Raw genomic sequence first — 13,398 nt, 5'->3', positions numbered from 1 at the left:
CCCCCCCCCCCCACCCGGGCGGCGGCGGCCGCGTTCCCGGCCGGGAAACCCGGCCCGTCCGGTCGGCCCCGACACGGCGGCGCCGACCGGGTGTTCGGCGCCGGAGGCACGGTGCCGGGCGGGGGTCCGGGGGCGCCAGGGGTTCCCGGCCCGGGGGCGTGCCGTAGGCTCACGGGAAAATCGCTGCGCCGGAGCCGCGCGGACCACGAGCGGGGCGGGGAGTACCCAGACCAGATGAGCACGGCATCTAGCACCGAGTCGTCCAGTACCCAGCCCGGAGCGCCCGGGGCGCCGCCGGAGCGGGCCCCCGAGGAGCGGGAGGACCGAACGCCCGGCCGTTTCGGCGCCCTGGTCGACCGCTTCGGGCCCGCGCTGGGCGCATACGCGGCGGTCAAGACCATCGGCGTGACCGTCTTCCTGCTGCTGCTCTCGCACACCGGCGACTACCTGAAGAAGCAGCCGGGCCGCGGCGGCGGCACCAACGCCTGGGACGTGCTGGGCTCCTGGGACGGCACCTGGTACCAGCGGATCGCCGAGAACGGGTACGACCCGCAACTGATCCCGCTGCACGGCTTCCCGCTGGCCACCTACTACGAGAACTCGGCGGCCTTCTTCCCGCTCTACCCCTGGCTGATGCGGCTGGTCGGCACCGTCACCGGGCTCGGCCCGTACGGCTCCGGGATAGTCGTCTCGGTGATCGCCTCGCTGTTCGCCGCGGCCGGCATCTTCGCGATCGCCGAGCGGCTCGGCGGCTACCGGGCGGGCGTGATCGCGGCGGTGCTCTGGGGCCTGTTCCCGGGCTCCGGCGTGGAGTGGGCGGTCTACTCGGACTCGCTGTTCGTCGCGCTGTCCGCCTGGGCCTGCTACTGCGTGATGACCCGTCGCTGGCTGGAAGCCGGCCTGCTGACCCTGCTGGCGGGCCTCAACCGGCCGACCGCCGCGGTGCTGATCGCCGCCGTCTCGATCGCCGCGCTGGTCGCGCTGATCCGCCGCACCGACGGGGTGGCCCGGCCGCTGACCGCGATGCTGATCACCCCCTGGGGCCTGCTCGGCTACGTCGCGTGGGTCGGCTGGAAGATGGGCGACTGGGGCGGCTACTTCAAGCTCCAGCAGGGCGCCTGGAACCGCTACTTCGACGGCGGCGTCTCGACCGTGCGCACGATCAGGGACGTGCTCGCCGGCCACTGGACCTACTGGCAGGCCAATCCCGTCCCGGACCTGATCGCGATCGTCCTGCTGATCGCCCTGCCCGGGCTGGTGGTGCTGCTCTGGCGGACCCGGCCGCCGCTGGTGCTCTGGGTCTACACCGGGCTCACCATCTTCACCGCGCTGAGCACCAACCAGATCTTCGGCAACATCTCGCGCTACCTGCTGCCCGCCTTCCCGCTCTGCATCGGCGTGGCGGTGGCGCTGCGCCGGGTGCGGACCTCCTCGCTGGCCGGGCTGCTGGCGATGCCGGTCCTCGCGGCCGGCTGGTACGGGGGCTATGCGCTGTTCGAGTTGGGTATCCCGTAGACCCGGCGTTGGTTGGCAACGGGATCATCCGGCAGCGGACGGGCCGTTGCTAACCTCGGACGTATGACGACGACCCCGCAGCCCGTTCGCCGGATCCGCGACATCTCCGGGCTGATGGACCACGCGAGCCACGTGCTGGCCACCCGGATGGCGGCCGCCTTCACGGACCTCGGGATCACCCCGCGCGCCTACAGCGTGCTGTTCCACGCCCAGGAGGCCGAGCGCACCCAGATCCAGCTGGCCGAGCTGGCGGACCTGGACAAGACGACCATGGTGGTCACCGTCGACGAGCTGGAGAAGGCGGGCCTGGCCGAGCGCCGCCCCTCCGCGACCGACCGGCGGGCCCGGATCGTCTCGGTCACCGCGGCGGGCGAGCGGGCCGTGGCGGAGGGCACCGCGATCGCCGACCGGGTGCACCGCGAACTGCTGGACTCGCTGCCGCGGTCCGAGCGCGAGGTCTTCGTCTCGGCCCTGGCGCACCTGGTGGACGGTCACCTCGCGGAGCCGGTCGAGGTCGAGCGCACCGTGCGCCGCGCCCGCCGCCCCCGGGGCTGACCGCGCGACACCTTTCGGGCCGTCAACTCGCCCTTCCCCGGCCCGCGTTCGAGCGGCGGGCCGGGGAAGGGTCGGTCGTTACGGCCAGACCAGGCAGTACAGCTGGTGCCCGGCCTCGTGCAGGCGGTTGGCGAAGTCCTGCCACTCGTGCAGCATGCTGTAGATCACGAACGCGTCCCGCGGCCCGCGCCGGTCCGGCACGGTCGACCAGATGAAGGCGGCGGCGCCGAGCTCGGTCTCGTCGGCCTTGCGCAGCGGTTCGACGACGTTGTGGGGGAGCTGGACGACGGCGTAGTCGGGGTGCAGCACCACCAGTTCCAGCGGCGGCACCTGGTGCAGCGGGACGCCCTGGATGCCGGTGAGCACCATGGCGCTCATCGTCTCCGGCTTGATCTTGGTGGAGAGGTGGCCGGTGGGGGAGCCGCTGGTCTCCATCAGGTCGCCGAGCCGCCCCAGCGCGCCGAGCTCGCCGGCGTCCAGCCCGAGGCCGCCCGGGCCGAGGGCGGTGGGCACTCTGGCGGCCGTCGCGCGGTCCGGGGCTCCGAAGTACTTGTAGGTCACCCCCACGCGTCCCTCACCCCGCCTCTCACCGCCGCGACGACCACGACCCGTTCCCGCTCCCGTACCCCCGCGTGCGGCCTCGGTGGGCCTGCGGGAGCCCCCCGCGGCCTCGTCGTAGCCGTCCTGCGCCTCGGACACTCGGACCATCCTCACCGGAATTCGCCGGAATCGACAGACCCCCGCACGTCCGGCGCCCACCGGACGTGCTCCTTACCCGTCATGCGCCGCCGTACCCACTCGCGGTACGCGGCAGTCCTCTTTACACCCCTGCACACAAACCGGAACGCCTGCGCACTCTGTGTACACAGTCTGACTGGTCCCCGGTCCGGTGAAGTCAGCGGCCCCTGCTGTACGGACAACCGTACAGACAACGGTGCCCGGATCATCGTTCCAGATGATCGGGTCGGACATGCAGAGCGTGAGGACACGATTTGAGACCATGTCTTTTGTGAGCTACCCCTACGAAGCCCCCCAGTCCCAGTCGCTGTTCGACCGCGCCTCCGTGGTGACGCCCGGCGGCGTCAACTCCCCGGTGCGCGCCTTCCGCGCGGTCGGCGGCACGCCGCGCTTCATGGTGTCCGGCACCGGCCCCTACCTCACCGACGCCGACGGCCGCGAGTACGTCGACCTGGTGTGCTCGTGGGGCCCGATGATCCTCGGCCACGCGCACCCCGCCGTGATCGACGCCGTCCAGCAGGCCGTCACCCGCGGCACCTCCTTCGGCACCCCCGGCCAGGGCGAGGTCGAGCTGGCCGAGGAGATCGTCGCCCGGGTCGCCCCGGTCGAGCAGGTCCGCCTGGTCTCCTCCGGCACCGAGGCCACCATGTCCGCGATCCGGCTGGCCCGCGGCTTCACCGGCCGGGCCAAGGTGGTGAAGTTCGCCGGCTGCTACCACGGTCACGTGGACGCGCTGCTGGCCGCCGCCGGTTCCGGCGTGGCCACCTTCGGCCTGCCGGACACCCCGGGCGTCACCGGCGCCCAGGCCGGCGACACCATCGTGCTGCCGTACAACGACCTGGCCGCCGTCGAGCAGGCGTTCGCCGCCCACCCGGGCGAGATCGCCTGCGTGATCACCGAGGCCTCGCCCGGCAACATGGGCGTCGTCCCGCCGCTGCCCGGCTTCAACGGCGGCCTGGCCCGGCTCTGCCGGGAGAACGGCGCGCTGTTCATCTCCGACGAGGTGATGACCGGCTTCCGCGTCTCCAAGGCCGGCTGGTACGGCCTGGAGGCGGCGCACGAGGGCTGGGCGCCGGACCTGCTGACCTTCGGCAAGGTCATGGGCGGCGGCTTCCCGGCCGCGGCCTTCGGCGGCCGCGCCGACGTGATGGCGCACCTGGCCCCGGCCGGCCCGGTCTACCAGGCGGGCACGCTGTCCGGGAACCCGGTCGCCACCGCGGCCGGCCTGGCCCAGCTGCGCGGCTGCACCGACGAGGTGTACGCGACGGTGGACAAGGTCGCCGCCGAGGTGTCCGGCCTGGTCGCCGACGCGCTCGCCAAGGAGGGCGTGGCGCACCGGCTGCAGACCGCCGGGAACATGTTCTCGGTGTTCTTCACCGAGGCCCCGGTCACCGACTACGACAAGGCCAGGACCCAGGAGGCGTACCGTTTCACCGCCTTCTTCCACGCGATGCTGGCCCAGGGCGTCTACCTGCCGCCGTCCGCCTTCGAGTCCTGGTTCGTCTCGGCGTCCCACGACGAGCGGGCGATCGAGCGGATCGCCGCCGCCCTGCCGGCCGCCGCGCGCGCCGCTGCCGCCGCCACGGCCTGACCGCCGCCGCCCGACCGCCGCGGCCCGAACCGATTCCCAGGAGTAGTCGAGAAGTGAGCGCCAAAGAGATCACCGTCGTCCACGTGATGCGGCACGGCGAGGTGCACAACCCGGAGGGCGTCCTGTACGGGCGCCTGCCGGACTACCACCTGTCCGAGCTGGGCCGGAAGATGGCCGAGCGGGTCGCCGAGGACCTGGCCGACCGGGACATCACCCACGTGGTGGCCTCCCCGCTGGAGCGGGCCCAGGAGACCGCCGCGCCGATCGCCGAGGCGCACGGCCTGGAGGTCGCGGTGGACGAGCGGTTGATCGAGGCGGAGAACGTCTTCGAGGGCAAGACCTTCGGCGTCGGCGACGGCTCGCTGCGCAACCCGGGCTACTGGAAGTACCTCACCAACCCGTTCAAGCCCTCCTGGGGCGAGCCGTACCTCGACCAGGTGGTGCGGATGATGGGCGCGCTCGGCGCGGCCCGGGACGCCGCCCGCGGGCACGAGGCGGTGTGCGTGAGCCACCAGCTGCCGGTCTGGATCCTCCGCTCCTTCGTGGAGCGCCGCCGGCTCTGGCACGACCCGCGCAACCGGCAGTGCTCGCTGGCCTCGCTGACCAGCTTCACCTTCGAGGGCGACCGGATCGTCTCGGTCGGCTACCGCGAACCGGCCCGCGACCTGCTGCCCGCGCACCTGGTGGGCAAGGGACGCAAGGGCGACAAGCCGGTGGGCAAGAGCTTCGGCGCCTGACCGCGGGCCGCCCGTAAGGGGCGGGTAAGTATGACTTCGGGTCACCCGGCGAGTGCCGGGTGACCCGATTGCGTCGCAGGTCAGACGGGGTGCGACGCGCTAGGGAGGACCCCGGCGAACCTGGCCGGGACTCCATGCGAAACTTTTCACATGTCTGCCATGACGCGCCCCCGTCCCCGTGTCGCCGCCGCAGCCGCCGCCACCGTCGCCGCCGCTGCGCTCGCCCTCACCGGCTGCTCGTCCTCGGGCTCCTCGGGCAGCGGCGAGGGCCAGGTGGGCTTCGTCACCGTCAAGGGCACCAACCTGTCGAAGGCGGAGGCCGGCAAGCGCGGGGAGGCGCCGGACGTCTCCGGGGACACCCTGGAGGGCACCCCCGTCAAGCTCTCCGACTACCGCGGCAAGGTCGTGGTGCTGAACGTCTGGGGCTCCTGGTGCGGTCCGTGCCGGGCCGAGGCGAAGAGCCTGCAGACCGTCTCGGAGAAGTACAAGGACCAGGGCGTCCAGTTCCTCGGCATCAACACCCGGGACACCGAGAAGCAGAACGCCGTCCGCTTCGAGCAGGAGCAGGGCGTCACCTACCCGAGCCTCTTCGACCCGGCCGGCACCCAGCTGCTCAAGTTCGCCAAGGGCAGCCTCAACCCGCAGTCCATCCCGACCACCCTGATCATCGACCGGGACGGCCGGCTGGCCGCCCGCGCGGTCGGCGGCACCACCGAGGACGCGCTGGAGTCGATCCTCCAGCCCGTGGTCGCGGAGCAGAAGCAGTGAGCCTGCCGGCCCTCCAGCTGGCCGACACCACCTCGACCGTCCAGAGCGGCGCGCTGCTGGTCGCCGCCCCGGTCGCGCTGGTGGCGGGGCTGGCGTCGTTCTTCTCGCCCTGCGTGCTGCCGCTGGTCCCCGGCTACCTCTCGTACGTGACCGGGTTCTCCGCCGCCGACCTCGCCGACGCCCGCGGCTCGCGGCGCGGCCGGATGCTGCTCGGCGTGGTGCTGTTCATCCTCGGCTTCACCGCGGTGTTCGTCTCCACCGGGGCGCTGTTCGGCTACTTCGGCCAGGAACTGCAGGACTACAAGCGGACCATCAACATCGTGCTGGGCTCGCTCACCGTGGTGATGGGCCTGGCCTTCATGGGCCTCGTCCCGGGGCTGAGCATGCGCGAGGTGCGCTCGCACCGCCGCCCCGCGGTCGGCCTGCTGGGCGCCCCGATGCTCGGCGTGGTCTTCGGCGTCGGATGGACGCCCTGCATGGGCCCCACCCTGACCGCCGTGCAGAACCTGGCGCTCAACCAGGCCGACGCCCAGCGCGGCGCGCTGCTGACGACCTTCTACTGCCTGGGCCTCGGCGTACCGTTCATCGTGGCCGCGGTGGCCTTCCGCAGGGCGCTGGGCGCCTTCGGCTGGGTCAAGCGGCACTACCCGCTCGTCATGAGGATCGGCGGCGGCATGCTCGTCGTGGTCGGTCTGCTGCTCGTCACCGGGGTCTGGGACACGATGATGAGCCAGCTGCAGTCCTGGACCGCCGACTTCCAGATCGGAATCTGACCGTGAGCAACACCACGACCGAGGCCGAGCAGCCCCCGGCGCCGGAGGACAGCGCCGCCGAGCGGCTCAGCACCGCGCCGGTCGAGTCCGACGGACCGACCGGCATAGGGGCGTTCGGCTGGGCGCGCTGGATGTGGCGCCAGCTGACCTCGATGCGGGTCGCCCTGATCCTGCTGTTCCTGCTGTCGCTGGCCGCCATCCCCGGCTCGCTGATCCCGCAGTACCAGAACGGCCAGGGCCAGCTGAAGGTCGAGGCCTGGAAGGCGCAGCACTCCACGGTCGCGCCGATCTACGAGAAGCTCCAGCTGTTCGACGTCTACAGCTCGGTCTGGTTCTCCGCGATCTACATCCTGCTGTTCGTCTCGCTGGCCGGCTGCATCGTCCCGCGCACCTGGCAGTTCGTCGGCGTGCTGCGCTCCCAGCCGCCGGCCGCGCCGCGCAACCTGACCCGGATGCCGGTGCACGCTGCCTGGCGCACCGAGGCGGACGCCGACGCGGTGAACGCCGCCGCGCACCGGCTGCTGCGCAAGCGCGGCTTCCGCGCCCACCTGTCCGGCGGCTCGGTGGCGGCCGAGAAGGGCTACCTGCGCGAGGTCGGCAACCTGCTGTTCCACCTGTCGCTGTTCGCGCTGCTCGGCGGCTTCGCCTGGGCCAGCCTGGCCTCGGGCACGGGCGGCAAGCTGATGGTGGAGGGCGAGGGCTACTCCAACACCATCACCCAGCTCGACGACTTCAACGGCACCCGGTTCTACGGCAGCGAGGACCTCGACCCCTTCTACCTGAAGCTGGACGGCTTCACCTCGAAGTTCCAGACCAAGGGCGACCAGATCGGCGCCGCCCGGCAGTTCACCGCGAACGTCGAGTACTACGCGGGCAGCGACGAGTCGAAGCTGAAGAAGTCGACGATCGAGGTCAACCACCCGCTGGAGATCGGCGGCAGCAAGGTCTACCTGATCGGCCACGGCTACGCGCCGGTCGTCTCCGTCAAGAACGGCAAGGGCGACGTCGTCTACCGGGGTGCCGTGCCGTTCCTGCCGCAGGACGGCAACCTGACCTCCACCGGGGTCGTCAAGGTCTCCGACTACGGCACGGGCCCCGACGGCAACAGGACCCAGATGGGCTTCTCCGGCTTCTTCCTGCCGACCGCCCCGCTGAGCTTCGAGGGCACCGGCCCGGTCTCGCTGTTCCCCGGTGACGCCGCCCCCGAGCTGGTGCTGAACGCCTTCGCCGGCGACCTCGGCACCGACTCCGGCCTGCCGCAGAACGTCTACCAGCTCAACACCCGCAAGCTCACCCAGCTGATCCAGGACGGCCAGCCGGCCAAGGCCCGGCTCAAGCCCGGCGAGGGCTGGAACCTGCCCGACGGCTACGGCTCGGTGACCTTCGAGGGCTACAAGCAGTGGGCCAGCTTCAACGTCTCGCACCGCCCGGGCAACTCGATCGCCCTGGCCGGCGGGGTGCTGGCGATCCTCGGTCTGGTCGGCTCGCTGTTCATCCAGCGCCGCCGGATCTGGGTGCGGGCGGTCGCCCTGCCGGGCGGCGGCACCCAGGTGGAGCTGGCCGGCCTGGCCCGCAGCGAGTCGGCGAAGATCGCCGAGGAGCTGGCGGAGCTCGCGGTCGACCTCCAGGACGACGCCCCGGCCTCCGAGGACGACGAGCCGGCCTTTGAGGAGGACGCCCCCGACGCGGACGCCCCGGCGCCCACCGAGGACGGCGACGGCTCCACCGAAACGGACGTACCCGAGGAGACCGGGGCCCCCACCGCCCCGGAGGCGTCCTCGGACCCCGCAGTCCCTGCCGACCAGAACTCCAAGGAGTAGACGGTGCAACTCGCCTCGGCGGTCGACCCACAGCTGGCCGACCTCTCCAACAAGCTGATCTATTCGGCGATGGTGGTCTACACGCTCGCCATGTTCGCCCACATGATCGAGTGGACCTTCGGCAGCAAGGGCGCCGTCGCCGTCCGCTCGAAGGAGCAGTCGGGCACCCTCGGCGAGGCCGTCGCGGCGGCGCCGAAGGGTGCCAAGAAGGTCACCGTCACCGTGGCGGGGGCCGGCGGCGGCACCACCACGCTCACCCGCACCGCGGTCGCGGGCGAGGGCGCGACGGTGGTCACCAGCGGGCGCGGCACCGAGGAGGAGGACGGCCCGGGCGCGGCCGGCACCAGTGAGCGGGCCGACCTGGCCGGCCGGATCGCCGTCTCGCTCACCGTGCTCGGCGCCGCGCTGCACGTCGGCGGGATCGTCACCCGCGGCCTGTCGGTCTCCCGCTGGCCGTGGGGCAACATGTACGAGTTCTCCTGCGCCTTCGCCTTCGCGATGACGGCGGCGTACCTGGTGCTGCTGGCCGCGAAGAAGAACGTCCGCTGGCTCGGCCTGCCGGTCGTCCTCGCGGGGCTGCTGACCCTCGGCATCGCGACCACGGTGCTCTACACCGACTCCGAGCAGCTCGTCCCGGCGCTGCACTCGCCGTGGCTGGCGATCCACGTCTCCACCGCGATCTTCTGCGGCGGCGCGTTCTACGCGGCGTTCATCGCGACGCTGCTGTACATCGGCAAGGACGCCTTCGACAAGCGCATGGCGGCCGGTCTCACCACCGGCCCGCTGGGCACCTCGGCGTCGATCTGGCGCCGGCTGCCCGCCGCGTCGACCTTCGACAAGCTGTCCTACCGGATCAACGCGCTGGTCTTCCCGCTGTGGACCTTCACCATCATCGCGGGCGCGATCTGGGCCGAGGCGGCCTGGGGCAAGTACTGGGAGTGGGACCCGAAGGAGACCTGGTCGTTCATCACCTGGGTCGCCTACGCCTGCTACCTGCACGCCCGCGCGACGGCCGGCTGGAAGGGCCGCAAGGCCGCCTACCTGGCGCTGGCGGCGTTCGCCTGCTGGCTCTTCAACTACTACGGCGTGAACATCTTCGTCACCGGAAAGCACTCCTACGCGGGGATCTGACCGGGGCACACGATCACCCACCGGCCCGGCTCTCTCCCACAGGTAGCCGGGCCGAGGTGCGACAGGGGTAGTGCGTGCCGGCCGCCGGCCGGTGCGAGAGGGAACTGAGGAGGAAATCGCGCAATGGAGTGCGACGAGGTCATGCTGACCGTCCGAATCACCGCCGCCGAGCGCATGCTGCTCCGCCGGCTCGCCCAGGGACACCGGAGCGACGTGTCCGAGGTGGTGTCCGACGCCTTGCTGGACATCATCCCCACGCTCAGCGCTCCGGGGGACGCCTACCGGTTGCTGGGGGCGCTGGCGGTGCCCGCGCCGTGCGCCCTGACGGTCTGGCTGCCGACCCCGCTGGCCGACCTGCTGGTGCCCGGCGCGGCCCGGATCGCGCAGATCACCGACGTCCGGATCGAGTCGGCCAGCGCCGCCCTGGGCGCGGCGCTGCGGCTCTGGCTGGCCCAGGACCCGGTCCGGCTGGCGACCAACCTCAGCGTGATGCACGCGGGCCGGCCGGCCGCCCTGATGGCCGCCTGACCGGGCGGGGTCAGCTCGCCAGCGGCAGCCGGGTGCCGCCGTCGAGGCCCGGCGCGGCGGGGCGGCCGTCGTAGGCGTCCCGCCGGGCCGGCGGCACCGTCGGGCCCTCGGCAGGGTCCTCCGACGGCGCGGTGAGCAGCAGGCACTCGGCCGCCGTCCGGCCGTCCTGGATCAGCTGGACCCGCACCGGGAGCCGGCCGCCCGCCGCGGCCGGTCCGGCGGTCGGCTCGGGGACAGCGCGGACGAAGCAGGGCCGGTCCAGTTCGATGTAGCGGTCGAAGGAGCCCACCAGCTCGACCGGCACCACCGGTTCGGGGTGGCGCAGCCGCTGGGCGGCCTGCCGGGCGGCCTCCAGCACCAGCATCCCGGGCACGTGGTCCAGCGCGTGGTCGAACAGCACCGGGTGGGTGGCGTCGGCGCGCAGCAGCCAGGTGTCCGGTGCCAGGGTCGGGCTGAGCACGACGTCCGCGGGCTGGACCCGGCCGACCAGCTGGGGTGCGGCGGGCGCCGGCGGCCGCGGCGGGACGGCCCGGCGGGCGTGGCCGCGCAGCCGGGCGTACGAGGAGGGGGAGACGACCCGCAGCCGGCCGCTGCCGCGGCCGATCGGCAGGCCGTCCCGGGTGACGTCGACGCGCACCCGCAGCGACACCAGTTCGCCGGGCCGCATCCGGACGTCCTCGCAGCCGACGGCCAGCATCAGCGAGGCGGGGCCGGCGGTGACGGCCAGGCCGGGCAGTCCGGGCCCGTCGAGCGCGTAGGAGAGGTCCTCCATGACGAAGTGGTGGCCGCGCGGCACCCCGAACCCGGCGTGGCCGATCAGCAGTCCGGCCTGCCGGATCGTCTCGGCCAGCAGCACCGGGTCGTGGTAGCGGTCGCCGGGCAGCCGGTAGAAGCCGTGCAGCCGGGGCCACTGGGCGCCGAGCAGGAAGTCGTGCGGGCCGGTGGCCTGCCAGCCGGTGAGGAACACCTCGGACACCGAGGCGCGGTGCACCAGGTGCCGGGAGACGGTCCGGTCGTGGAAGTCGTAGCCGGTCGCGGGGCCGTCGTGGAAGTCGAAGCCGCCGCTGCCCGGCCCGGGGTGGGCGTACGGGCCGTCCGGGTCCGGTTCTACGATCGATGGCATGACTGGCCCCCGCTTCAGGGTGTCGGTCGGAGCGGCCGCCACGGCCGTCCGAGCAAAACATACATACCACCCGGTTTGTCTTCGGCGACTGGGGGTGCCCAGTCCGCGCTCTCCGGCTCGACCACGCTACCTGGCCCCTGGGCTGGGGGAATGCCCGTTCGGGGGAGCGCGGACCATCGATGGGGGCCCGTCCCCGCTGGACGGCGGGGGTGAAGCAGGCGCTAGATTAGATACCAACCATGCGGTTTCGGAAGGTTCCGTCCGCATGCGAGCGCCGCCCCGGCAGGGGCCGCGCCGACAGCAGCCGGGTGGGGCGGGGATCGCGCCCGGCCGAGTCCGGAGGGGGCCAGTGGTCAAGCAGGAACGGGCTGGGCGGACCCGGCAGGCCGTACTGCTCGCTGCCGCGGAGGCCTTCGCGCGGGTGGGTTTCGAGGCCGCCAGCCTGGTCGACATCAGCCGCCGGGCGGGGGTGAGCAAGGGGGCCCTCTACTTCCACTTCGTGTCCAAGCAGGCCCTCGCCGACGGGGTGCGCATCGCCTCCGGCCGGGAGATCGGCTCGGCCGCGCTGCGCGCGCTGCGCTCCGACGGCCCGGCCCTCCAGGGACTGATCGACTTCTCGCACGAGCTGGCCCGGATGCTGCGCGAGGACGTGGTGGTGCGGGCCGGGGTGCGGCTCGGCCGCCAGGGCCCGCGCCGGGACGGCGCCCCGCAGGAGCCGGACGGGCAGCCCGCCGCGGTGGGCCCCGACGCCGCCTGGCGCAGCCTCACCGCGGTCGTCCACCGGCTGCTGGACCGCGCCGCCGGGGCCGGTGAGCTGTGCCCGGGGGTGGACCGGCGGGCCGCGGCCGAACTGCTCACCGCGGTGGCGGCCGGCCAGGTGCTGCTCGCGGGGGAGGAGACCGGTCGGCCCGGGCCGGAGACCGTGAGCCGGCTGTGGACGGCCGCGCTGCCGGCCCTGGTGGGAGCCGAGCGCAGGACGGGCTACCGGGTCTGATCCCGGTCGGCCGGGCCCGGACCGCCGGGGCCGTCGGCCCCGCCCGGTGGCTCAGACGCGCTCGGCGAGGCTCAGCCGGGCGAGCGCGTGCGGCTGGACCAGCCCGGGCAGCAGCAGCGTCCAGAGGTCGGCCAGCCGACGGATCAGGTCCTGCCGGTCTGCCAGCACCTGGGAGCTGAGCTGGATGCCGGTGACGGCCCCCTGGATCACCCCGGCGGCCGCGGTCAGGTCGACCCCCGGGTGGAGCTCGCCGGCCTCCCGGGCCTGCGCCAGCAGCGCGCGGACCGTGTCCATCCAGCCCTGGTAGGCCGCGAGCTGCGGCTGGGTGAAGCTGCCGTGCTCGATCGTCAGCCGGATGCTGCCGCGCACCAGCGGGTCGGTCCGCAGCGCGCGGGCGAAGGCGTACCCGAGGTCGATCAGGTTCTGCATCGGGCTGTCCGAGACGGGTGCCCAGCCGGAGATGAAGACGCCCTGCCCCTCGATGACGGCGAGCGCCAGCTCCTCCTTGGAGCGGAAGTGGAAGTACAGCGCGCCCTTGGTGACGCCGGCCCGTTCCAGGATCTCGGACATCGTGGCGGCGGCGTAGCCCCGCTCGTCGAACACCTCGGCCGCCGCGACGAGTACCGCCTGGCGGGTCGCCAGCGCGCGGGCCTGCCTGGCCATCGCAGCCTCCCTGGAAAGTTCTGGTCTCGGCAGCGGCCGATCCTATGGGGGCGGAATGGGTGGCGGACGCATACCGTCCGGTAGGCATCCTACCGAGCCCTCCGCGGGCCGCTCCGGGCCCCGGCCGACCGGCCGGAGGGCCGTGGAACGGAGCCGGGGGAACGCCCGACGGCCGGTCACCCGGGGTGGGTGACCGGCCGTCGGCAGAAAGAGCCCGGGGGCCGTGAGCCGTCAGGCGGCCTGCTGCCAGCTGAACGGCGAGTAGTACGCCGGGCGGCGCTCCAGGCGCTGCCAGCTGGCGATCGGCTCGACCGGCACGGTGGCGGCGGCCTGCTGCGCGACGGCGGCACGCGCGGCGAGGACGGCGGTCAGGGCGGCGAGTTCCTCGTCGGTGAGGCTGCCGCGGACGATGCGGACGAGGGGTTCGGCGGAAGCGGTCATGTCCTGGTTTCTCCCCCGGTG

General features: G+C 73.0%; 14 protein-coding genes. 10 read left to right on the top strand and 4 right to left on the bottom strand.

Translation table 11 applies throughout. The features are described from left to right. Nucleotides 1–234: 234 nt before the first annotated feature. Nucleotides 235–1,515 carry a glycosyltransferase family 39 protein gene (locus ACWD4P_RS31230; protein ID WP_359823638.1) on the top strand — a complete coding sequence of 427 codons (1,281 nt, stop codon included), beginning with the start codon at nucleotides 235–237 and terminating at the stop codon, nucleotides 1,513–1,515. Between the two features lie 63 nt (nucleotides 1,516–1,578). Further along, nucleotides 1,579–2,070: a MarR family winged helix-turn-helix transcriptional regulator gene (locus ACWD4P_RS31225; RefSeq protein ID WP_359823641.1), complete on the top strand. Its 492-nt coding sequence runs from the start codon at nucleotides 1,579–1,581 to the stop codon at nucleotides 2,068–2,070. Nucleotides 2,071–2,148: 78 nt separating this feature from the next. Here ACWD4P_RS31225 and ACWD4P_RS31220 read toward each other — a convergent pair whose 3' ends face one another. Continuing rightward, complete coding sequence (locus ACWD4P_RS31220; RefSeq protein WP_374119985.1) at nucleotides 2,149–2,631, bottom strand: hypothetical protein; 483 nt, start codon at nucleotides 2,629–2,631, stop codon at nucleotides 2,149–2,151. Nucleotides 2,632–3,070: 439 nt separating this feature from the next. Between ACWD4P_RS31220 and hemL the strand changes: the two genes are divergently transcribed. The 7 genes from hemL to ACWD4P_RS31185 all read left to right on the top strand — a co-directional run bounded on the left by hemL (nucleotide 3,071) and on the right by ACWD4P_RS31185 (nucleotide 10,156). Beyond that, nucleotides 3,071–4,399, top strand: a complete 1,329-nt coding sequence (hemL, locus tag ACWD4P_RS31215) for a glutamate-1-semialdehyde 2,1-aminomutase (protein WP_359823647.1) — start codon at nucleotides 3,071–3,073, stop codon at nucleotides 4,397–4,399. A gap of 86 nt (nucleotides 4,400–4,485) precedes the next feature. Beyond that, nucleotides 4,486–5,136: a histidine phosphatase family protein gene (locus tag ACWD4P_RS31210; protein WP_359823664.1), complete on the top strand. Its 651-nt coding sequence runs from the start codon at nucleotides 4,486–4,488 to the stop codon at nucleotides 5,134–5,136. A 150-nt stretch (nucleotides 5,137–5,286) separates the two neighbouring features. Then, nucleotides 5,287–5,904, top strand: a complete 618-nt coding sequence (locus ACWD4P_RS31205) for a TlpA family protein disulfide reductase (protein ID WP_449781967.1) — start codon at nucleotides 5,287–5,289, stop codon at nucleotides 5,902–5,904. Between the two features lie 2 nt (nucleotides 5,905–5,906). Further along, nucleotides 5,907–6,677: a cytochrome c biogenesis CcdA family protein gene (locus tag ACWD4P_RS31200; protein WP_449781969.1), complete on the top strand. Its 771-nt coding sequence runs from the start codon at nucleotides 5,907–5,909 to the stop codon at nucleotides 6,675–6,677. Between the two features lie 2 nt (nucleotides 6,678–6,679). After that, the gene (resB, locus tag ACWD4P_RS31195; RefSeq protein WP_449781966.1) at nucleotides 6,680–8,497 is read left to right on the top strand and encodes a cytochrome c biogenesis protein ResB; all 1,818 of its coding nucleotides are present in this window, start codon (nucleotides 6,680–6,682) and stop codon (nucleotides 8,495–8,497) included. A gap of 3 nt (nucleotides 8,498–8,500) precedes the next feature. Beyond that, nucleotides 8,501–9,628: a c-type cytochrome biogenesis protein CcsB gene (gene ccsB / locus ACWD4P_RS31190; protein ID WP_359823657.1), complete on the top strand. Its 1,128-nt coding sequence runs from the start codon at nucleotides 8,501–8,503 to the stop codon at nucleotides 9,626–9,628. 141 nt (nucleotides 9,629–9,769) lie between these two features. Further along, entirely contained in the window at nucleotides 9,770–10,156 is a 387-nt protein-coding gene (locus ACWD4P_RS31185) for a hypothetical protein (protein ID WP_359823660.1), read from the top strand. A gap of 10 nt (nucleotides 10,157–10,166) precedes the next feature. Here the strand turns inward: ACWD4P_RS31185 and ACWD4P_RS31180 are convergent, their stop codons facing one another. Further along, nucleotides 10,167–11,279: a ScbA/BarX family gamma-butyrolactone biosynthesis protein gene (locus ACWD4P_RS31180; RefSeq protein WP_449781965.1), complete on the bottom strand. Its 1,113-nt coding sequence runs from the start codon at nucleotides 11,277–11,279 to the stop codon at nucleotides 10,167–10,169. Nucleotides 11,280–11,628: 349 nt separating this feature from the next. Here ACWD4P_RS31180 and ACWD4P_RS31175 point away from each other — a divergent pair, with 349 nt between their 5' ends. Further along, nucleotides 11,629–12,273, top strand: a complete 645-nt coding sequence (locus tag ACWD4P_RS31175; protein ID WP_359822680.1) for a ScbR family autoregulator-binding transcription factor — start codon at nucleotides 11,629–11,631, stop codon at nucleotides 12,271–12,273. Between the two features lie 51 nt (nucleotides 12,274–12,324). On the opposite strand, the gene ACWD4P_RS31170 is transcribed toward ACWD4P_RS31175, so the two are convergent. Beyond that, nucleotides 12,325–12,936 (bottom strand): ScbR family autoregulator-binding transcription factor, encoded by a 612-nt coding sequence (locus ACWD4P_RS31170; RefSeq protein WP_359822683.1) that lies wholly within the window; start codon nucleotides 12,934–12,936, stop codon nucleotides 12,325–12,327. A 231-nt stretch (nucleotides 12,937–13,167) separates the two neighbouring features. Continuing rightward, entirely contained in the window at nucleotides 13,168–13,377 is a 210-nt protein-coding gene (locus tag ACWD4P_RS31165) for an acyl-CoA carboxylase epsilon subunit (RefSeq protein ID WP_449781964.1), read from the bottom strand. Nucleotides 13,378–13,398: the final 21 nt, after the last annotated feature.

It is taken from the genome of Kitasatospora sp. NPDC002543 (genome assembly GCF_053594915.1).
This window is presented reverse-complemented; position numbering and strand designations above follow the sequence as displayed.